This is a genomic window from Dysosmobacter sp. HCP28S3_G4 (assembly GCF_052065175.1).
Taxonomy (GTDB): domain Bacteria; phylum Bacillota; class Clostridia; order Oscillospirales; family Oscillospiraceae; genus Oscillibacter.
In genome coordinates, this window is the sequence record NZ_JBQHUP010000026.1 from 1 (window position 1) to 18,179 (window position 18,179).

The 18,179-nt window shown below is 63.7% G+C and carries 22 protein-coding genes; 17 read left to right on the forward strand and 5 right to left on the reverse strand.

Translation table 11 applies throughout. The features are described 5' to 3' along the window. Positions 1-156: 156 nt before the first annotated feature. The gene (gene recG, locus ACTNBU_RS07655) at positions 157-2,205 is read right to left on the reverse strand and encodes an ATP-dependent DNA helicase RecG (RefSeq protein WP_441032365.1); all 2,049 of its coding nucleotides are present in this window, start codon (positions 2,203-2,205) and stop codon (positions 157-159) included. A 216-nt stretch (positions 2,206-2,421) separates the two neighbouring features. Between recG and ACTNBU_RS07660 the strand changes: the two genes are divergently transcribed. Next, positions 2,422-2,916, forward strand: coding sequence for a CDP-alcohol phosphatidyltransferase family protein (locus tag ACTNBU_RS07660; protein WP_441032368.1), 495 nt, complete (start codon positions 2,422-2,424; stop codon positions 2,914-2,916). Positions 2,917-3,057: 141 nt separating this feature from the next. Here the strand turns inward: ACTNBU_RS07660 and ACTNBU_RS07665 are convergent, their stop codons facing one another. Together ACTNBU_RS07665 and ACTNBU_RS07670 are read right to left on the reverse strand one after the other, a co-directional pair. After that, on the reverse strand, positions 3,058-3,579 hold the full coding sequence (locus ACTNBU_RS07665) for a spore maturation protein (RefSeq protein WP_441032371.1): 522 nt from the start codon (positions 3,577-3,579) through the stop codon (positions 3,058-3,060). Next, positions 3,576-4,160: a nucleoside recognition domain-containing protein gene (locus ACTNBU_RS07670; protein ID WP_441032374.1), complete on the reverse strand. Its 585-nt coding sequence runs from the start codon at positions 4,158-4,160 to the stop codon at positions 3,576-3,578. The genes ACTNBU_RS07665 and ACTNBU_RS07670 overlap by 4 nt, the downstream gene beginning before the upstream one ends. Before the next feature lie 234 nt (positions 4,161-4,394). Between ACTNBU_RS07670 and ACTNBU_RS07675 the strand changes: the two genes are divergently transcribed. From ACTNBU_RS07675 to ACTNBU_RS07700, 6 genes are all read left to right on the forward strand, one after another. After that, entirely contained in the window at positions 4,395-4,637 is a 243-nt protein-coding gene (locus ACTNBU_RS07675; RefSeq protein WP_441032377.1) for an AbrB/MazE/SpoVT family DNA-binding domain-containing protein, read from the forward strand. 152 nt (positions 4,638-4,789) lie between these two features. Then, positions 4,790-4,918: a hypothetical protein gene (locus ACTNBU_RS07680; protein ID WP_441032379.1), complete on the forward strand. Its 129-nt coding sequence runs from the start codon at positions 4,790-4,792 to the stop codon at positions 4,916-4,918. 43 nt (positions 4,919-4,961) lie between these two features. After that, positions 4,962-6,338 carry a uracil-xanthine permease family protein gene (locus ACTNBU_RS07685; protein ID WP_441032382.1) on the forward strand — a complete coding sequence of 459 codons (1,377 nt, stop codon included), beginning with the start codon at positions 4,962-4,964 and terminating at the stop codon, positions 6,336-6,338. 181 nt (positions 6,339-6,519) lie between these two features. After that, positions 6,520-7,524: a biotin--[acetyl-CoA-carboxylase] ligase gene (locus ACTNBU_RS07690; protein ID WP_441032385.1), complete on the forward strand. Its 1,005-nt coding sequence runs from the start codon at positions 6,520-6,522 to the stop codon at positions 7,522-7,524. A gap of 61 nt (positions 7,525-7,585) precedes the next feature. Continuing rightward, entirely contained in the window at positions 7,586-8,128 is a 543-nt protein-coding gene (locus ACTNBU_RS07695) for a chromate transporter (protein ID WP_441032388.1), read from the forward strand. Next, a complete protein-coding gene (locus tag ACTNBU_RS07700; protein WP_441032391.1) occupies positions 8,125-8,751 on the forward strand; it encodes a chromate transporter in 627 nt (208 codons plus the stop codon). Before ACTNBU_RS07695 ends, ACTNBU_RS07700 begins: the two co-directional genes overlap by 4 nt. 70 nt (positions 8,752-8,821) lie before the next feature. Here the strand turns inward: ACTNBU_RS07700 and ACTNBU_RS07705 are convergent, their stop codons facing one another. Continuing rightward, positions 8,822-9,589, reverse strand: a complete 768-nt coding sequence (locus ACTNBU_RS07705; protein ID WP_441032394.1) for a hypothetical protein — start codon at positions 9,587-9,589, stop codon at positions 8,822-8,824. A 127-nt stretch (positions 9,590-9,716) separates the two neighbouring features. On the opposite strand from ACTNBU_RS07705, the gene ACTNBU_RS07710 reads away from it, so the two are divergent. From ACTNBU_RS07710 to ACTNBU_RS07755, 10 genes are all read left to right on the forward strand, one after another. Then, a complete protein-coding gene (locus tag ACTNBU_RS07710) occupies positions 9,717-10,229 on the forward strand; it encodes a YqeG family HAD IIIA-type phosphatase (RefSeq protein WP_441032397.1) in 513 nt (170 codons plus the stop codon). A gap of 156 nt (positions 10,230-10,385) precedes the next feature. Continuing rightward, on the forward strand, positions 10,386-10,952 hold the full coding sequence (efp, locus tag ACTNBU_RS07715) for an elongation factor P (protein ID WP_441032400.1): 567 nt from the start codon (positions 10,386-10,388) through the stop codon (positions 10,950-10,952). Positions 10,953-11,045: 93 nt separating this feature from the next. Continuing rightward, positions 11,046-11,480, forward strand: coding sequence for a CD1247 N-terminal domain-containing protein (locus tag ACTNBU_RS07720; protein ID WP_441032403.1), 435 nt, complete (start codon positions 11,046-11,048; stop codon positions 11,478-11,480). A 134-nt stretch (positions 11,481-11,614) separates the two neighbouring features. Continuing rightward, entirely contained in the window at positions 11,615-12,469 is an 855-nt protein-coding gene (locus ACTNBU_RS07725; protein ID WP_441032406.1) for a permease prefix domain 1-containing protein, read from the forward strand. Beyond that, a complete protein-coding gene (locus tag ACTNBU_RS07730) occupies positions 12,466-13,224 on the forward strand; it encodes a hypothetical protein (RefSeq protein WP_441032409.1) in 759 nt (252 codons plus the stop codon). The genes ACTNBU_RS07725 and ACTNBU_RS07730 overlap by 4 nt, the downstream gene beginning before the upstream one ends. Positions 13,225-13,235: 11 nt before the next feature. Continuing rightward, on the forward strand, positions 13,236-13,574 hold the full coding sequence (locus tag ACTNBU_RS07735) for a PadR family transcriptional regulator (RefSeq protein ID WP_441032411.1): 339 nt from the start codon (positions 13,236-13,238) through the stop codon (positions 13,572-13,574). A gap of 10 nt (positions 13,575-13,584) precedes the next feature. Then, positions 13,585-14,322 (forward strand): permease prefix domain 1-containing protein, encoded by a 738-nt coding sequence (locus ACTNBU_RS07740; RefSeq protein ID WP_441032414.1) that lies wholly within the window; start codon positions 13,585-13,587, stop codon positions 14,320-14,322. Beyond that, positions 14,319-15,101 (forward strand): hypothetical protein, encoded by a 783-nt coding sequence (locus tag ACTNBU_RS07745; protein WP_441032417.1) that lies wholly within the window; start codon positions 14,319-14,321, stop codon positions 15,099-15,101. The genes ACTNBU_RS07740 and ACTNBU_RS07745 overlap by 4 nt, the downstream gene beginning before the upstream one ends. Next, on the forward strand, positions 15,098-15,853 hold the full coding sequence (locus tag ACTNBU_RS07750) for a permease prefix domain 1-containing protein (RefSeq protein WP_441032419.1): 756 nt from the start codon (positions 15,098-15,100) through the stop codon (positions 15,851-15,853). Before ACTNBU_RS07745 ends, ACTNBU_RS07750 begins: the two co-directional genes overlap by 4 nt. Next, the gene (locus ACTNBU_RS07755) at positions 15,850-16,575 is read left to right on the forward strand and encodes a hypothetical protein (RefSeq protein ID WP_441032421.1); all 726 of its coding nucleotides are present in this window, start codon (positions 15,850-15,852) and stop codon (positions 16,573-16,575) included. Before ACTNBU_RS07750 ends, ACTNBU_RS07755 begins: the two co-directional genes overlap by 4 nt. 111 nt (positions 16,576-16,686) lie before the next feature. On the opposite strand, the gene ACTNBU_RS07760 is transcribed toward ACTNBU_RS07755, so the two are convergent. Next, positions 16,687-18,162, reverse strand: coding sequence for a pyruvate carboxylase subunit B (locus ACTNBU_RS07760; protein WP_441032424.1), 1,476 nt, complete (start codon positions 18,160-18,162; stop codon positions 16,687-16,689). Positions 18,163-18,179 lie beyond the last annotated feature (17 nt).

The window sequence follows — 18,179 nt, forward strand, 5'->3', positions numbered from 1 at the left end:
CGATTCCACGATCCAGCTTCCCTCGTTCAAGCATCTTTCATCACCCATGCTTATTTTACCATATAAATGCGAAAAAGCCCAGCTATGCTCGACTTTTTCGACAGCCTGAGACCGGCTGCCATCGGCAGCCGGTCTTTCCATATCCGGAAAATAGGATCAGTTCAGAGTGTCCGCCGCCTGCTCAAACAGCGTCCGGATCCGCTCCGCTGTGGCGGGACAGGTGCGCAGCTCCGGGTCCTCCGCCAGCAGCGATTCCGCCGCGGACTGAGCCTCCTGAAGGAGCCTGGTGTCGCAGCCCAGATCGGCAACTTTCAGCCCGGGCAGACCATGCTGCCGCTGTCCGAAGAAGTCGCCGGGCCCCCGCAGCCGCAGGTCCTCCTCTGCGATTTTGAAGCCGTCGGAGGTTTTGGTCATGACCTTCAGCCGCTGGCGGGTCTCCTCGTTCTGGTTGTCCGACACCAGTACGCAGTAGGACTTGAACTTGCCCCGGCCCACCCGGCCCCGGAGCTGATGGAGCTGGGACAGGCCGAACCGCTCCGCGTTCTCAATGACCATGACGGCGGCGTTGGGCACGTCCACGCCTACCTCAATGACGGTGGTGGACACCAGCACGTCCGCCTCGCCTCCAGCGAAGGCCGTCATCACCGCGTCCTTCTCCTTGGGCTTCATCTTTCCGTGGACCGCCGCGATGCGCAGGTCCGACAGGGGACCATCCTGAAGCATTTTGGCGTAGGCCGTCACGGCCTTCCGCTCGTCGGGCAGCTCGTCGTTTTCCGCCACCATGGGGCAGACGATGTACGCCTGACGGCCCTCGCCCACCAGCTTCCGGATGAAGGCGTACAGCCGCTGATGATAGCTGCCGGGGACGGCGAAGGTGTCGATGGGCTGACGGCCCGGCGGCAGCTGGTCGATGATGGACACGTCCAGATCACCGTACAGGATCAGGGCCAGCGTCCGGGGAATGGGAGTGGCGGACATGACCAGCGTGTGGGGGGAGTGTCCCTTGGCGGCCAGCGCCGCCCGCTGGGCCACGCCGAAGCGGTGCTGTTCGTCCGTCACAACAAGGCCCAGGTCCTGGTACTCCACCCCCTGGGAGATGAGGGCGTGGGTACCGATGGCGAACTGGATCTCCCCGCCGGCCAGCTGGGCACAGATGGAACGCTTCGTCCGGGCGGGAGTGGAGCCGGTGAGCAGGGCGCACCGGATGCCCAGACGCTCCATCAGCGGCGCCAGACCGGCGTAGTGCTGTTGGGCCAGGATCTCCGTGGGGGCCATCAGGGCCGCCTGGCGGCCGTTCTGGGCCATGAAGTAGACACAGGCAGCGGCCACCATGGTCTTGCCGGAGCCCACGTCGCCCTGACACAGCCGGTTCATGGGCGAACCGGAGCGCATGTCCGCCAGCGCCTCCGTTACGCACCGCCGCTGGGCGTCCGTCAGGGTGAAGGGAAGGCTCTCATAGAAGGGGGACATATCCACGTCCCGGCAGGGGGTCACCTGTGCCACTTCCCGGCGGGAGCGAAGCCGCTTCAGGCCAATGGTGAACAGGAACAGCTCCTCAAAGGCCAGACGGCGGCGGGCAATGTCCAGCGCCTCGGCGTTCTCTGGAAAGTGGATGTTCTCGTAGGCGTAGCCGATGCGGCAGAGCTGATGGCCCTGCCGCACACTGTCCGGCAGGACGTCCGGCAGGATGTCCCCGCAGGCGTTGAGCCCCTGCCGGATGGAGCGGGACAGGATCAGCTGACTGACCCCGGCGGTCAGGGGATAGATGGGCACGATGCGGCCGGTGGACTCCCGACGGCCCTCCGGCTCCACGATGGGATTGGTCATCTGGCGGCGGCGCTGGGTGCCCTCGGCCTTGCCGTAGAAGATGTAGGTGTCGCCCACGTGCAGGCTGGTCCGCAGCCAGGTCTGGTTGAAGAAGGTGACGTCCAGTGCGCCGGTCTCATCCACCGCCCGGAGCTTCACCAGATCCAGCCCCTGGCGGACCCGGGACACCGTGGGGGCCGCAGCCACCATGGCCGCCACCCCGGCGGTCTCGCCCGGCTCCAGCTCCGCGATGGACTTGGTCTGGGTCCGGTCCTCATACCGCCGGGGGAAGTAGGACACCAGATCCTGGAGGGTGCGGATGCCCAGCTTGCCCAGGGCCTTGGCCCGCTGTTCGCCGATGCCCTTGATGTACCGCACGTCCGTGTTCAGTTCCGCCATGCCGCCGCCTCCTCCGCTGTCAGGTTCGTTTGTTGGACTACTATTATATAGCCTTTTGCGGGGAAAAACAAGCGAGGACAGGGGAGAGCCTTTTGAATCGGGGCACAGGCATTCTCCGCTCCGGTGCGTTTACCGGTCATTGAAATGGAGGGTGAGATATGATAGTGTTATTGCGGTAGGACCCGACAGGAAGACCCTTTGGAGAGGAGCGGATACATGGCCAACATCGTCACAGGATGCCGCATCCTGGGCAGCGGATTGCTGCTGTGCGTTCCTGCGTTTTCACCGGAGTTCTGGGCGCTGTATCTGCTTTGCGGCTTCACGGATATGATCGATGGGACTATTGCCAGAAAAACGAACACCGCCAATGCTTTCGGGGCGAAGCTGGATACGGCCGCGGACGTTCTGTTTGTGTGGGTGTGTCTGGTGAAGCTGCTGCCGGCGGTGGACATACCGGGCTGGCTGTGGATCTGGACCGCGGCGATCGCCGTCATAAAGGCCGTCAATGTCATATCGGGATTTGTCCGTATGAAACGTTTCACTGCGGAACATACCGTGATGAATAAGGTCACGGGCGCAATGCTGTTTCTGCTGCCCATGACCATTCCGTTTGCGGAGTTGAAATACAGTGCCGCCGCGGTCTGCTGCGCAGCGACATTCGCGGCAGTCCAGGAGGGATATCTGATCAGAGCGGGACGGGAGATCACATAGTGCGGCAGGATCTATCGGAAAGAAGGTTTCACTTTGGACAGGTGAAGCCTTCTTTCATCGCCGCGGACATGAGATCATGAATATGAGCGGCCCCGCATGTTTAAAGAAGAATGTGGGGCCGTCCGGCTTTCCCCACGTCGCCTACATCCCGAAGAACAGCCGGACGGTGAGGGCGGAGACGACGAAGCCCGTCAAATCGGCGGTGAGAGCGGCAGGGATGGTGTGCCGGGTGCGGATGATGCCCGCGGCGCCAAAGTAGACGGCGATGGTGTAGAAGGTGGTCTCGGTGCTGCCCAGCATCACCGCCGCCACCCGGCCGATGTAGCTGTCCGGCCCGTAGGTGGTGATCAGCTCACTGCCCACCGCCAGCGCCCCGCCGCCGGACACGGGACGGATCAACATCAGGGGCGTCAGCTCCGCCGGGATGCCCAGCAGTTCCATCACCGGGGCGCAGAGGCCCGTCAGCCACTCCATGGCCCCGGAGGCCCGGAACATGGCCACGGCGGTCAGCAGCCCCACCAGAGGCGGCAGGATGTTCAGCATCACCGTCAGGCCGTCCCGGGCGCCGGTGGTGAGGGCACCGTAGACGTCCACCCGCCGGCCCATGCCGTACACCGCCACCCCGGCCAGCAGACCGGGGATCACCAGAGAGGACAGATTCACCGCTTCCTCCTTCCCAGACGGGCCAGCAGCGACGACGCCAGCAGTCCCGCCGTCACCGACAGGATGGAGGTCATCCACACTGCCGGCAGGATGTCCAGCGGCGCGGCGCAGCCCGCGGCGGCCCGGACGCCGGCCACCGTGGCGGGGAGCAGCTGAATGGAGGCGGTGTTCAGCACCACCAGCAGGCACAGCTCGTCGGAGGCCACGCCATTGCAGCCCCGGGCCATGCGGCAGGCGGCCCGGATGCCCAGGGGCGTGGCGGCGTTGCCCAGCCCCAGCAAATTGGCGGATACGTTGGCGGAGACGGCGGCCATGGTCTCGCTGTCTTTGGAGGCCTGAGGCAGCAGCCGCCCCAGCAGGGGACGGAAGGCCGCTGCCAGCAGCTCGCTGAGACCGCTCTGCTTCATCACCTCCATGACGCCACTCCACAGGCACATGATCCCTGCCATGGAGATGCACAGCGTCACGGCGCTGGCGGCGCCCTCCATGGCCGCGGCAGCCACAGCGTCCAGATTTCCCATGGCGATGCCGAACACCAGAGACAGTGTCACCATCGCCGTCCACACCACGGTCATTGCCATAAAAAATCCTCCTGATAGTTGCATATACCAACAAAAAGCACAAACTTCTTACAAATCTTAAAAAATTATGAATGAAATGCAAATTATTGTGGAAATCGGTTGACATGATTCTGCAAATTGTGATACAGTTCAACTGCTACCAATTGGAAATACAGAGAGACCAATTGGAATCTATGCAGGGAAAGTGAATTCCGGAAGGATTCATGAGGAAGGGTAAGGAAGGAGCATAATCAGATGAAGTCAACAGGGATAGTCAGGAGAGTGGACGAACTGGGCCGCATCGTGCTGCCCATTGAAATGCGCCGTACATTGGACATCGCGGAGAAGGACGCATTGGAAATCTATGTGGAAGGTTCCTCTGTCATTCTGAAAAAGTACAAGCCCAGCTGTATTTTCTGCGATGCCACCAAAGATGTCACCAACTTCAAGGGAAAGAATGTCTGCCCCAAGTGCCTGAAGGAATTAAAAGGACTGTAAGCGTTTCGAGAAGAAAGACGCCCCACACCGGGCGTCTTTTATTATTGCTGCGGCGCGCTGTCAAAATCACTGATTTTTTTGGGGAATTTCGTTGCATCTCCTCACAATTTGGCATTGCATTTTTATCAATGGCTGTGGTATGATATCAACCAATGAACGAGAGAGAGGGGTATTACCATGCTGAAGCTGACAGCGGCGGAGTCCAGTATGGAAATGCCTTTTTCTTTTGGGCTTTTTATTCCCTTTTGACCGGCCTTGGCGCCGGTATTTTTTTGCGCTGAGTCCCCGCCGCTGAGCAGATCATTTTGTGAGAGGAGAAATGACATGAACGAAAAGAAAACCATCTCTCAGGCCCCCATCCGGGACGCGCGGACACTGGGAATGCCCAAGATGCTGATCCTGGGTCTCCAGCACATGTTCGCCATGTTCGGCGCCACGGTGCTGGTGCCCATCCTGGTGCAGAGCTACGGACTGCCCCTGAGCATCCAGACCACCCTGTTCTTCGCCGGTATCGGCACCCTGTTCTTCCACGTCTGCACCAAAATGAAGGTGCCCGCCTTCCTGGGCTCCTCCTTCGCCTTCCTGGGCGGCTTCGCCGCCATGGGTGCCATGGACCAGGGCATCTACGCCGCCATGGAGCCCGCCGAGAAGCTGCAATACGCCTGCGGCGGCATTGTGGTGGCGGGCCTGCTGTACGTGGTGCTGGCCGCCATCATCAAGGCAGTGGGCGTCCATCGCGTCATGCACTATCTGCCCCCCGTGGTCACCGGCCCCATCATCATCCTCATCGGCCTGAACCTGGCGCCCTCCGCCGTGTCCAACGCCTCCACCTGCTGGTGGCTGGCCCTGGTGTCCATCGCGGTCATCGTGGTGGCCAACATCTGGGGCAAGGGCATGGTGAAGATCATCCCCATCCTGCTGGGCGTGGTGATCCCCTACGTGGTGGCACTGGTGTTCCGGATGGTGGATTTCTCTGGCCTCGACGTGCAGGGCCTGCTGGGCGGCGCCACGCCGCTGCTGGGCTTCCAGCCCTTTGTCACCAACTTCGGCGGCAGCGTCGCCAAGTTTGACGTCTCCGCCATTCTGGTGATGGCCCCCATCGCCATCGCCTCCATGATGGAGCACATTGGCGACATGTCCGCCATCTCCGCCACCGTGGGCGAGAACTTCATCGAGGATCCCGGCCTGCACCGGACCCTCATCGGCGACGGCATCGCCACGTCTCTCTCCGCCATGTTCGGCGGCCCCGCCAACACCACTTACGGCGAGAACACCGGCGTGCTGGTGCTGTCCCGGGTCCATGACCCCAAGGTCATCCGTCTGGCGGCCCTCTATGCCATCATCCTGTCCTTCAGCCCCGCCTTCGCCTATCTGGTCAACACCATCCCCGCGGCCATCATCGGCGGCGTCAGCTTCATCCTGTACGGCATGATCTCCGCCATCGGCGTGCGGAACGTGGTGGAGAACCAGGTGGACTTCACCAACTCCCGCAACCTGATCATCGCCGCCGTCATCCTGGTGTGCGGCCTGGGCTTCACCAGCGGCCTGACCTTCACCGTGGGCAATGCCTCCATCACCCTGACCTCCCTGGCCATCGCTGCCATCGCAGGCATCGTCCTCAACGCCATCCTGCCCGGCAACGACTTCCACTTCGGCAAGAGCGCCAACTCCGACGCCTCCGCCAACCTGGGTCAGTATTAAGCCAACGCCGTATTCAGACCGGCTGTACATCCCCGGACAGACTGCTGTCCGGGGATGTTTTTCGTCGGCCCGGCGCTGTCCGCAAAATCCGGGGCGATGGTTTACAACCCGGGAAAAACGTGCTATATTGGTGTGGCTGAACAGCCGGACGGAGAACAGGCCCGGCAGGAGGAGGCTTCTTATGAGCAGACAGACGATGCTGGCCCTGTTGCGGGCCCACCCGGGAGAATATGTGTCCGGGGAGCAGGTCAGTGAAAAGCTGGGCCTGAGCCGGACCGCCATCTGGAAATCCGTGGACGCCCTGCGGAAAGCGGGCTATGATATCGAGGCCCGGACGGGGCTGGGCTACCGGCTGGTCTCCGCGCCGGACCTGCTGACAGAGGAGGAAATCCGGGCCTGCCTGAAACCCACGGAGACCGTGGGCCGGGAGCTGCACTGCTTTGACGAGATCGACTCCACCAACACCTGCGCGAAAAAGCTGGCCCTGTCCGGCGCGCCGGACGGTACGGTAGTCGTCGCGGACTGCCAGACGGCGGGCCGGGGCCGCATGGAGCGCCGGTTCCAGTCCCCCAAGGGCCAGGGCATCTATCTGACGGCTCTTCTGCGGCCGGACCTTCCGCCGGAGAAGCTGCTGAGCGTCACCACACTGGCGGGCGTGGCAGTGTGCGAGGCGGTGGAGCAGGTCTGCGGCGTCCGTCCGCTGCTGAAATGGCCCAACGATCCGGTGCTGGGGGGCAAAAAGCTCTGCGGCATCCTGACGGAGATGAGCATGGAGGGGGAGAGCGGCCGCCTCCAGTATCTGGTGGTGGGCATCGGCCTCAACGTCCACCAGCGTCCGGAGGACTTCACCCCGGACGTGGCGGAGATGGCCACCTCGCTGCTCCAGGCAACGGGAAAGCCCTGGTCCCGTGCCGCCCTGGCCGCGGCGGAGATCGAGGCGCTGGACCGCATGTACGCCGCATTGAAGGCCGGGGATCTGTCGGACTATCTGGCGGCCTACCGGCGGGACTGCGTGAACCTGGGGAAGATGGTCCAGCTGATCCGCCCCGACAACAGCCGGGAGACGGTCACTGCCGTGGACATCGACGACGCCTTCAGCCTGGTGGTCCGCAGGGACAGCGGCGAGACGTTCACCGTCCGCTCCGGCGAGGTCTCCGTCCGGGGCATGTACGGCTATATCGACTGACAGGAAAGGGCGCGCGGAGGCGCGGCCCTTCCGTATGATTTTTTGATTCGGAGTGAGCGATTTGAAAGAACTTTGGACACTGTTCTGGACCTTCGCCAAGGTGGGGGTCATGACCTTCGGCGGCGGCTACGCCATGCTGCCGATCTTACAGCGGGAGGTAGTGGAGAACAAGGGCTGGGCCACCGAGGAGGAGCTGGTGGACTACTTTGCCATCGGCCAGTGCACGCCGGGCATCATCGCCGTCAACACCGCTACCTTCATCGGCCAGAAGTACCGGGGCATCGCCGGCGGCATCACCGCCACCCTGGGAGTGGTGTTCCCGTCCCTCATCATCATTTCCATCCTGGCGGGACTGATCACCAACTTCTCCCACCTGGCGTGGGTGCAGAACGCCTTCGCCGGCATCCAGGTCTGCGTCTGCGTGCTGATCTTCAACGCCGTGATGAAGCTGCTGAAGAAGTCCGTGGTGGATAAGCGCACCGCCGTCATCTTCTCTCTGGTGCTGGCGGGCGGCCTGTTCCTGAACGTCTCCCCCGTGTGGTTCGTGGTGGCCGCCGCTCTGGCGGGCATCGTGCTGAAAAATCTGGAGGTGAAGCAGGCATGAGTCTCTATCTGCGGCTTTTCTGGGAGTTTTTCAAGACCGGCCTGTTCGCCATCGGCGGCGGCATGGCCACGCTGCCCTTCCTGAAGGACATCGGCCAGAGCACCGGCTGGTATACCCAGTCCGACCTGATGAACATGCTGGCGGTCAGTGAGTCCACCCCCGGCCCCATCGGCATCAACATGGCCACCTACGTGGGTTTCACCGCCGGCAGCGCCTACGGTACACTGGGCGGCATTCTGGGCGCCATCGTCGCCACGGTGGGCGAGATCACGCCCTCCATCATCGTCATCCTCATCATTGCCGCTATGCTGAAGAAGTTCCGGGACAGCAAGCTGGTGAACAACGCCTTTTACGGCCTGCGCCCCGCCTCCACCGGCCTCATCGGCGCGGCCTGCATCTCCGTGGTGCTGCAGGTGCTGCTGTGCATCCAGACCGCCTCTGCCGACGGAGCGCTGCTGACGCGTTTCAGCTGGAGCGGCGCCATCAGCTGGCAGGGCATCCTGCTGGCGGCGGTTCTGCTGGTGCTGACCAATTGGGTAAAGCCCACCAAGAAGCTCCATCCCATCGTGTTCATCGGCGTCGCCGCGGTGGCGGGCATCGTGTTCCGCTTCGCCGGCGTGTGATTGCGCTGATCCATGCTGTGAAAGACCGCCGCGGCCAATGGCCGCGGCGGTCCGCTTTTCAGGAACATGTTCAGTTCTGCTTTCCGCCCTTTCCGGGAAACAGCCTGGGCAGCAGGTCCGCCACCTCCGGATACATCAGGAACCCGGCGCCGATCCCCATGGAGGAGCCGATGCGCACCTTCCGCAGCAGGGTGTCCGCGTCGTCGAACAGCACGAAATGGGTCTCCCGTCCCCGGATGCAGGTGAAGTACCGGGCGCACAGATCGGGGGAGAAAAACACCGCCGGCGACTGCTCCTGCCGGAGGGCCTGAAACTGGGCCGGAGACAGGGGCTTTCCCTGACCGGTACGGGCGGGGAGGACGAAGTCCATGGTCAACCGCTGGAGATCCAGGGCAATGCGGCCGTATTTGGACCGGGCCTCCGAGAGATACTCGGAGAAGCTGCCGCCGGACACGGCGGTGTTGACAAGGGTGACGGCCCCCGGCACGGAATAGGTCTCCGGCACGAACAGCGTCCGGCGACCGCCCAGCATCTGGCCCAGGGTCTGGGCGAATTTCCGGCGGTCCGGCGTGGGGGAGGCCTCGAAGTCCAGCACCACCCCGCCGAAATTCCGGCGGCCGCACTCCCGGACCACGGCGGCGGCCAGCTGTTCCGGCGCGGCGATGAAGCCTGCGTCCAGATCGCTGATGGACAGCAGTCCGCCCCGGGTATCCAGCAGTAGGTCGTGCCGCATCAGGGAGGAGGACGGCCCGATGCGGTAGGCCACATGGACCAGAGAGCGGGTGAACCGGGATGCCTCCCGGACCTCCGCGGGCGCGGCGGCGAGAAACAGCTGCAAGGCAAAGACCCCCTTGTGAACAGACGGAAAGTTTGGTATACTGATATCGCGGAAACAGCGTATGGGACCGGAGGGACCTCGCGCTGCGTCCCCGCCCATTTGAGACTATGAGAAAGGGGAGCCGGTTATGCGCTTTTCTCTGGTGCCGGACGCCCTGTTCGACGAATACGCACAGATCACGCCGGAGTTCCTGGCCCGGCGGGGAATCACGCTGCTGCTCAGCGACCTGGACTTCACGCTGGCGGCGAAGAAGACCCGCCATCCGGACCAGCGGGTGAAGGACTGGATCGCCGCCCTCCACGGTGCGGGCATCACCTTCATGATCGTGTCCAACAACCGTTCCGGCCGCCGTGTGACGGATTTCTGCGCCGAGCTGGGGGTGCCCTATCAGGGCCACGCGGGAAAGCCCAGCCCCAGGGGACTGCGGGCGGCCATGGACCGGGCGGGCGCCGCACCGGAGCACACCGCCATGCTGGGGGACAAGCTCCTCACCGACATGCTGGCCGCCAACCGGGCACAGGTCCTGGCCCTGATGGTGGAGCCGGTTGGCGGCGCGATGACGCTGTGGCAGAAGGTGCTCCACGCCTTGCAGGCGCCCTTCAAGGCACTGTGCCGGGAGGATCATCGGGGCGAGGCGTGAATTTTTTCACGGAATTTCGGAATTCTAAGGAAAACCCCTTGCAATCCCGGCCTACTTAGGATAAAATATCATCGGCAAAATTCAGGACAAATCATGAAAAAAGAGAAAATGTCCTCCTGAGGGTCGTTTTCTCATAGATTTAAGGAGGATGTTGTTATGCCTACGATTTCCGCGGGTGATTTCCGCAACGGCGTTACTTTCGAGATGGACGGCAAAGTCATGACCGTCGTGGAGTTCCAGCACGTGAAGCCCGGCAAGGGCGCCGCTTTCGTCCGCACCAAGATGAAGAACGTGGTCACCGGTGCCGTCACCGAGACCTCCTTCAACCCCACCGCCAAGTTTGAGCAGGCCTTCGTGGAGCGCAGAGACGCCGAGTACAGCTACAACGACGGCGACCTGTACTACTTCATGGACCCGGAGACCTTCGACATGGTCCCCCTGAACCGGGATGTGCTGGGCGACGGCTTCCGCTTCGTGAAGGAGAACACCGTCTGCAAGCTGCTGAGCTACAAGGGCAGCGTCTTCGCTGTGGAAGTTCCCAACTTCATGGACCTGGAGGTCACTGAGACCGAGCCCGGCGTCCGCGGCGATACCGCCACCAACGTGACCAAGCCCGCCACGCTGGAGACCGGCGCTGAGATCAAGGTGCCCCTGTTCATCAACACCGGCGACAAGATCACCATCGACACCCGCACCGGCGAGTATCTGAGCCGCTGCAAGTAAGCATCTGAAGGGGGGACGCCAGTCCCCCCTTTCGAGACTCCGGCGAGGTGCGCCGGAGCCCGTCAACATGGATCAATGAAAGGAGCAATTACCATGGAGATCACTGAGAGAGTGGCATATCTGAAGGGCCTGGCCGAGGGCCTGAGCCTGGACACTGAGACCAAGGAGGGCAAGCTCCTCTCCGCCATCATCGATATTCTGGACGACATGGCCCTGGAGCTGGCCGACCTCAGCGCCGCTCAGGAGGAACTGGCCGACGGTCTGGACGCCGTCAGCGACGACCTGGAGGATGTTGAGGACATCGTCTACGACGTGGACGACGACTTCGAGGACGAAGACGAGGAAGAGGACGAGGAGGACGACGAGGACTGCTACGCCACCACCTGTCCCAACTGCGAGGAGACCATCTACTTCGACGAGTCCATCCTGGAAGACGGCGAGGTCATCTGCCCCAACTGCGGCGAGAAGCTGGAGTTCGATCTGGACAGCCTGGACGACGAGGACAGCTCTGATCCCGATCAGGAGTAATCTTTCAGCCACACCCAAAAGCCCCGGCGCGTCAGCGCCGGGGCTTTTCCATGCTTGACAAACCTCGGCCATCTATGTATAGTAAGCATAGATGACCGAGGTATTATTTTCCGGAGGAGAAGGGAGGGACGAGCATGGAGTGGAAGGACTGGTGTGACCGGGCGGTGGGTCACGTCCGGTTCCGGCCGGATCGGAAGGCCATTGAGCGGGAGCTGACGGAGCACTACATGGACCACCGTCAGGACCTCCAGCGCATCGGCTACGATCCGGAGCTGGCGTCGCAGCGGGCCCTCCGGGCCATGGGGGACCCCGACGAGGTGGGCCGGGCCCTGGACCGCGCCCACAGGCCCTGGCTGGGCTGGCTGTGGGAGGTGTCCCGGGTTCTTGCGGCGCTGGCACTGGCGGGGGTGCTGTGGACGGCGGTCTGGGGAGACGGCGCTTACACCGTCTCCAGGGATGTCCGGAGCCTGACGGCCCGGGAGACGGCTTACGAGACGGAACGGCCCGGCTTCATCGCCCCGGATTCCGACCGGCAGTTCCAGCGGGTGGTATCGGCCCGCTCCGGGGACACGGCGGAGCTGTGCGGCTATACCCTCAGCGTGCCCTATGGCGCCGTCTGGCGGGAGCAGCGGGACGGTGCCGACGTCTACTGGCTCTCCGCGGTGCTGACAGCGGAGCATCCCCGGTTCTGGGAGGACTGGGAGTATGGCCTGGATCTGACCTACCTGACCCTGACGGACAGCACAGGCCGGGAGTACCGAACCTACAGCGCCAAATGGGAGGACGAGGACGTCCGGCAGCTGGAGGAGGATTCCCCGTACTACATCCCCACGTTTTCCTACGGTTGGAAGCGCACCGGCCTGTTCCGGACCGAGTACAGCATCCAGGCGCCGGTCTGGTCCGGCGGGCCGGTGGACTGGGCGGAGCTGCGGTATCCGCTGGGAGAGGGCTTCACCTTCCGGCTGGAGTTTGAGGAGGTGGGACCATGAATCTGCGGAACATCCGGCATCGTCTGCCCCGGCTGAACCGGAAGCAGCGGGTGGTCCGGAACCTGGCGCTGGCGGCGCTGTGCCTGCTTCTGCTGGAGTGGATGCTGGCATTCCCGGCCCTGAGCCGCCGGGGTTTGCTGCGGCGGCTGGAGCATCGATATCTGCTGGAGGGCTCGGAGCTGCTGTTCACGTTCACCACCGCCGGTTACGGCTTCGACGCGCCTCACACCCTCTATGCCCGGAACGGAGACCTGCTGCTGACCATGACCTACAACTGGACGCCCCTGGGCCTGCGGCCCTGGCCGGGAGAGCTGCAGCGGGAGGAGGACGGCATCTGCCTTGTTCAGCAGCAATGGTGCGCCACGTCCTACATGGCCTTCGGCAATCTGGAGGACGCCGTCTCGGCGGAGCTGACCGTGACGCTGGCTGGCCGGGTCAATAAGGCGGATTATGCCGCGGAGGACGGGGATGTCCCGGCAGACGCCAACGGCCTGTTGGAATACCGGGAGACCTACACCGCCCGGGGAGAGCGGCAGAACCCGTACTGCTTCATCTTCCGGCTGGAGGAACACCATGCGCGGGATGGCATATTGGACGGCACCTGGCAGTCCATGGTGGAGATGCAGGCGTTTTCACCCTTCAGTCCCCTGCTGCCGGAGGACGCCGTACTGCGGCTGTACGACGGGGCGGGGCAGCTGCTCCATGAGAAGACGGTACCCCATCCGGAGGAGAGCTTCCGAATCTACTGGAAATAAAGGAGGACGCCATGAAGATCGACAAAAGTCTGATGACCGGCAGCACCACGCTGCTGATCCTGTCCCTGCTGAGCCGGGAGGAAATGTACGGATACCAGATGATCACGGAGCTGGCCCGGCGGTCCGACCACACCTTCGAGCTGAAGGAGGGGACGCTGTACCCCATCCTCCACACCCTGGAGGCGGGCCGTCTGGTGACGGTCCGGGAGCGGGAAGCGGAGACGGGCCGGGTGCGGAAATACTACCGCATCACGAAAAAGGGCCTGAAGGTGCTGGAGGAGAAGAAGGAGGAGTGGAACACCTTTACGGAGAAGGTGAACGCCGTGGTCTGCGGCACCTCCCCGGCGTGAGGGACGGGCCATGGAGTGGAAGGACTGGTGCCGTCAGGCCGTGGGCCACGTCCGGTTCCGGCCGGACCGGCGGGCCATTGAGCGGGAGCTGACGGCCCACTACGAGGACCACCGTCTGGACCTGGAGCGCATCGGCTATGAGCCGGCGTTGGCAGCGGAGCGGGCCCTCCGGGCCATGGGGGACGCCGACGAGGTGGGCCGTGCCCTGGACCGGGCCCACAAACCCTGGCTGGGCTGGCTGTGGGAGGTGTCCCGGGTGCTGGTGATGGGGCTGGTGGTGCTGATCCTGGGCACCGCCGCGTTCGGCGGCTGGGAGGACGTCCGGGACTGGACGCTGTTCTCCCAGAGACATGGTGCTTCCGTGGTGTTCCACGCGGCGGAGGAGCTGCCCTGTCCGGCGCCCATTCAGGCGGGGGCCTATACCATTGCCGTGGAGAGGGCCTGCTACGGGGAGCTGGAAAACGGAATGGGATATCTGCACCTCAACGCCTCCTGCACCACCGGACAGTTCTGGCTGGAGGGACCGGACCTCTGGGACACCCTGGAGGCCGTAGACAGCGGCGGCACCCGGTACCGTTACGGGCGCGCCCCATGGATCACAGGCTTCAAGGATGACAGTCACATCCTCAGCCGGGGCTGGATCACTGTGGAGAACATCCCGGCGGGCACGGCGTGGGTGGAACTCATCCATCCTATGGGCGGCTGGTCCATCCGGGTGGAGCTGCCGGAGAGGGAGGCGCGTACATGAGACGGAGAGAGTGTCTGCCCCGGCTGAACCGGCGGCAGAAGACCGTCCGCAATCTGCTGGCGGCGCTGGGACTGCTGCTGGTCCTGTGGCTGGTGAACGGCTTCGCGGCCCCCACGCTGGACCTCGCGGTGCAGTGGAAGGCGGCGGAGTATTTTCTGGAGGAGCCGGAGATCCTGGGGGTCTATCCCCGGGAGATCTCCCAGGACTGGAAGGAGGACGACGTGCTGCTCAGGGACGGGGACGTGTTCGCCTCCACCATCCGCAGGCACCGGTTCCTCTGGTTCCAGGAGGTCCTGGAGTTCTGGTTCGCGGAGCCGGAGACGGGGCCGGTGGTGTTTTTGCAGCAGCAGGACAGCTTCGACACCACGGCGGTGTACGTTTACGCGGACCTGGAAGGGGACGTCCGGGCGGTGTGCGATCTGCAGCTGCGGAGCGACATCACGGTACGCATCAGCGGCGACGGCCAGCAGGCTTCCCGGCACTTCGACTGGGACGAGACATATACCATGGAGGGGACGCCCAACGAAAACGGCCTCTACCGGTTCGCCGTTGAGATGAAGTATCCCAGAGACAACAGGGCCGGCTATGAGGAGCAGCTGCGGCCCATGGCGGAGGAGAGCGCGTTCCATTCGTTTCAGGCCATCCCCAGGCGCGCCGCCGGTTCGGACTTCGCCTGTGACGTCACCGTCATCTTTTACGGGGCGGACGGAAAGCCCGTCTACGTCTATCAGCGGACGCTTTGGGACAAGTTGGACACAGAGAGGAGCGGTGCGTCGTGAGCGAACAGCGAAGCTGGGCGTTCTGGTGCGCCCGGGTATTGGGCCACGTCCGGTTCAAGCCGGACCGGAAGGCCATTGAGCGGGAGCTGACGGCCCACTACGAGGACCACCGTCTGGACCTGGAGCGGGTCGGCTACGAGCCGGACCTGGCGGCGGAGCGGGCCCTCCGGGCCATGGGGGATGCCGACGAGGTGGGCCGCGCCTTGGACCGTGCCCACAAACCCTGGCTGGGCTGGCTGTGGGAGGTGTCCCGGGTGCTGGCGGTGGGGTTGCTGGTCGTGACGGCGGCCACGCTGCTGGAGAACAGCCTGTTTACCGTCCGGGAGATGCTGGGCCGCACAGAGGACCAGTTCACCTGGGAGGCCCCGCCGCCCACGGCGTCCTGCGCCGTGACGGCCTACGGCACGCTGTACCTGTCGCCGGGAGATATCACGGAGGAGGACGGCAGGTACGAGGTGGCACTGGACCTCTGGGGGAAGACGGCGGACCCCCGGACGGACTTCCCGTGGATCATGCCGTATCTGAACATTGTGGATGACCGGGGACCGATCCCGCTGGGACAGGCCGACGAAGACGGCGTCTGGCCGGATAACTACATGAGTCGTGGATGGACCAGCGTGTCCTGGGGCTGGACCCGTCATCAGGTGGTCCTCAGCCTGCGGCTGGATCACCGGCCCCAGTGGGTGGAGGTATCCTATCCCTACGGCGGCAACGACTGGGTCCTGCGGGCGGAATGGGAGGCGGAGCGATGAAGAAACTGCATATCCGACGGCCTGTCTGGAGAGGGCCGCGGCTGAGCCGGAAGGCCCGCATTGTCCGGAATCTGACCCTCAGCGCTCTGGCAGCGGCTGTTCTGTACGCGGCGCTGGGCTTCCCTCCCTACACCGTGAACGGCATGGTGGACCGGATGGCCCGGCGGTATCTCCTGCCGGATCTGAAGCCGGCGTACGTGCTGAAGGACCCCCGCCATTACGGCAGCGACATCCTGCCAGGACGGCGCTTTACGTACATCATCGCCCGGTCCGGGGAGGACTATCTGGCCTTCCAGTACAACACCTATCTGTGGAGCAGCGAGCTGTTCTTCTCCCGGGATCCCGTGCTGGCAGAGGGGGCCTACTGCGCCGCCCGGGCGGGGACCCTGTACGCGGCGTCCCCGGCCATGTCCGGCGCAGCCACCGCCACAGCGGCGGTGGAGACGAAGTACGAGACATTTACCCTGGAGGGAGAGCGGCTCAGTGAGGAGGTCTTCGGCTTCCCCTACCGGAACGGGAATGGCCCGGATCTCTACACCGCCGTGGACTTCGCCTACCGGAAGGACAGCTATGCCCACACCTACGAGGGCGGTACGGTCACCGGCTACACGCGGGTGGACGCGGACCTGCCCGTCACCGTTACGCTGTACGACGAGGTGGGGAAGGCGCTGGACACCCTGCGCCTGACGGTTTCCACCAGTGAGATCACCGGCTGGTACTGAAATCTGATGTGCGCCGCGGCGTCACATAGAAACATGTCAGCAGACGCAGAAAGGGCCTGCCGCGAAACGCGGCAGGCCCTTCGGCTTGCAGAGAAACTTATAAGAGCTCTATCAGCCCTTGTACTCCACGTAGAACTCGCGGACCTCGCCGGAAGCGGCGGGGGCGGGAGCGGGAGCGGCCGCCTTGGGAGCGGCAGGAGCGGGGGCGGGAGCGGGCTGGCGCTTCTCGGGATGATCCCGGTAGTCCAGGAACTTGGGCGCCACCTGGGGGAACAGGGCCAGGGAGAGGACGTCCTCCTCGCTCTTGGCGATGTCCTTGTACTCTGCGCGGTACTTGTCCAGCTCGGGCTCCAGCAGATCAGCGGGACGGCAGGTGATGACGTCCTCCGGCTTGATGCCGGCCTTGGCGCGGACTTCCTCGTTGACCTTGCCGGGCAACTGGCCGTACTCGCCCTTCAGCATGGCCTTGCACTCCTTGGTAAAGACCTTGTAGCGCTCGCCCATGATGATGTTCATGACGGCCTGGGTGCCGACGATCTGGCTGGTGGGGGTCACCAGCGGAGGATAGCCGCAGTCCTTGCGGACGCGGGGGATCTCAGCCAGCACGTCGTAGTACTTGTCCTCCTTACCGGCCTGCTTCAGCTGGGAGATCAGGTTGGACAGCATGCCGCCGGGGACCTGATACAGCAGGGTGTTGGTGTCAACACGCAGGACCTTGGGGTCCAGGGAGCCCTGATCCTGGAGCTTCTGGGCCACCGTACGGAAGTGGGCGGCGGCGTCGCTCATCTTGTTCAGGTCCAGACCGGTGTCGCGGGGCGTGCCCTTCAGGGTAGCCACCAGGGACTCGGTGGTGGGCTGAGAGGTGCCGTTGGCCAGGGGAGACAGGGCGGTGTCCACGATGTCCACGCCGGCCATGGCGGCCATCAGCAGCACCATGTCGCCGGTGCCGGTGGTGTTGTGGGTGTGCAGATGGATGGGAACGCTGACGGTCTCCTTCAGCTTCTTCACCAGGGAGTAGGCGTCCATGGGCAGCAGAAGGTTGGCCATGTCCTTGATGCAGATGGCGTCGGCGCCCATCTCCTCCAGCTCCTTGGCCAGCTTCACGAAGTACTCCTCGTTGTGGATGGGAGAGATGGTGTAGGACAGGGTGGCCTCCACCTCGCCGCCGTACTTCTTGGTGGACTTGATGGCCTGCTCCAGGTTGCGAACGTCGTTCAGGGCGTCGAAGATGCGGATGATGTCGATGCCGTTCTCAATGGACTTGGCGCAGAACTCGTCCACCACGTCGTCGGCATAGTGCTTGTAGCCCAGAATGTTCTGGCCGCGGAACAGCATCTGCAGCTTGGTGTGGGGCATGGCCTTCCGCAGGGCGCGGAGGCGCTCCCAGGGATCCTCGTTGAGGAAGCGCATGCAGGAGTCGAAAGTGGCGCCGCCCCAGCACTCCAGAGAGTAGTAACCGATGGAGTCCAGAACCTCACAGGCGGGGAGCATGTCCTCCAGCCGCATACGGGTGGCGGCCTGGGACTGGTGGGCGTCACGGAGGATGGTGTCAGTGATGAGGAGGGGTTTGTTGCTCAAAAACTCCATGATGGAAAAAACCACCT

Bases quoted from the DNA above. Each gene is read 5' to 3' on its own strand.
- recG (WP_441032365.1), bottom strand. From the start codon at position 2,205: ATGGCGGAACTGAACACGGACGTGCGGTACATCAAGGGCATCGGCGAA.
- ACTNBU_RS07660 (WP_441032368.1), top strand. From the start codon at position 2,422: ATGGCCAACATCGTCACAGGATGCCGCATCCTGGGCAGCGGATTGCTG.
- ACTNBU_RS07670 (WP_441032374.1), bottom strand. From the start codon at position 4,160: ATGGCAATGACCGTGGTGTGGACGGCGATGGTGACACTGTCTCTGGTG.
- ACTNBU_RS07675 (WP_441032377.1), top strand. From the start codon at position 4,395: ATGAAGTCAACAGGGATAGTCAGGAGAGTGGACGAACTGGGCCGCATC.
- ACTNBU_RS07680 (WP_441032379.1), top strand. From the start codon at position 4,790: ATGAACGAGAGAGAGGGGTATTACCATGCTGAAGCTGACAGCGGCGGA.
- ACTNBU_RS07685 (WP_441032382.1), top strand. From the start codon at position 4,962: ATGAACGAAAAGAAAACCATCTCTCAGGCCCCCATCCGGGACGCGCGG.
- ACTNBU_RS07690 (WP_441032385.1), top strand. From the start codon at position 6,520: ATGAGCAGACAGACGATGCTGGCCCTGTTGCGGGCCCACCCGGGAGAA.
- ACTNBU_RS07700 (WP_441032391.1), top strand. From the start codon at position 8,125: ATGAGTCTCTATCTGCGGCTTTTCTGGGAGTTTTTCAAGACCGGCCTG.
- ACTNBU_RS07710 (WP_441032397.1), top strand. From the start codon at position 9,717: ATGCGCTTTTCTCTGGTGCCGGACGCCCTGTTCGACGAATACGCACAG.
- efp (WP_441032400.1), top strand. From the start codon at position 10,386: ATGCCTACGATTTCCGCGGGTGATTTCCGCAACGGCGTTACTTTCGAG.
- ACTNBU_RS07720 (WP_441032403.1), top strand. From the start codon at position 11,046: ATGGAGATCACTGAGAGAGTGGCATATCTGAAGGGCCTGGCCGAGGGC.
- ACTNBU_RS07725 (WP_441032406.1), top strand. From the start codon at position 11,615: ATGGAGTGGAAGGACTGGTGTGACCGGGCGGTGGGTCACGTCCGGTTC.
- ACTNBU_RS07730 (WP_441032409.1), top strand. From the start codon at position 12,466: ATGAATCTGCGGAACATCCGGCATCGTCTGCCCCGGCTGAACCGGAAG.
- ACTNBU_RS07735 (WP_441032411.1), top strand. From the start codon at position 13,236: ATGAAGATCGACAAAAGTCTGATGACCGGCAGCACCACGCTGCTGATC.
- ACTNBU_RS07740 (WP_441032414.1), top strand. From the start codon at position 13,585: ATGGAGTGGAAGGACTGGTGCCGTCAGGCCGTGGGCCACGTCCGGTTC.
- ACTNBU_RS07745 (WP_441032417.1), top strand. From the start codon at position 14,319: ATGAGACGGAGAGAGTGTCTGCCCCGGCTGAACCGGCGGCAGAAGACC.
- ACTNBU_RS07755 (WP_441032421.1), top strand. From the start codon at position 15,850: ATGAAGAAACTGCATATCCGACGGCCTGTCTGGAGAGGGCCGCGGCTG.
- ACTNBU_RS07760 (WP_441032424.1), bottom strand. From the start codon at position 18,162: ATGGAGTTTTTGAGCAACAAACCCCTCCTCATCACTGACACCATCCTC.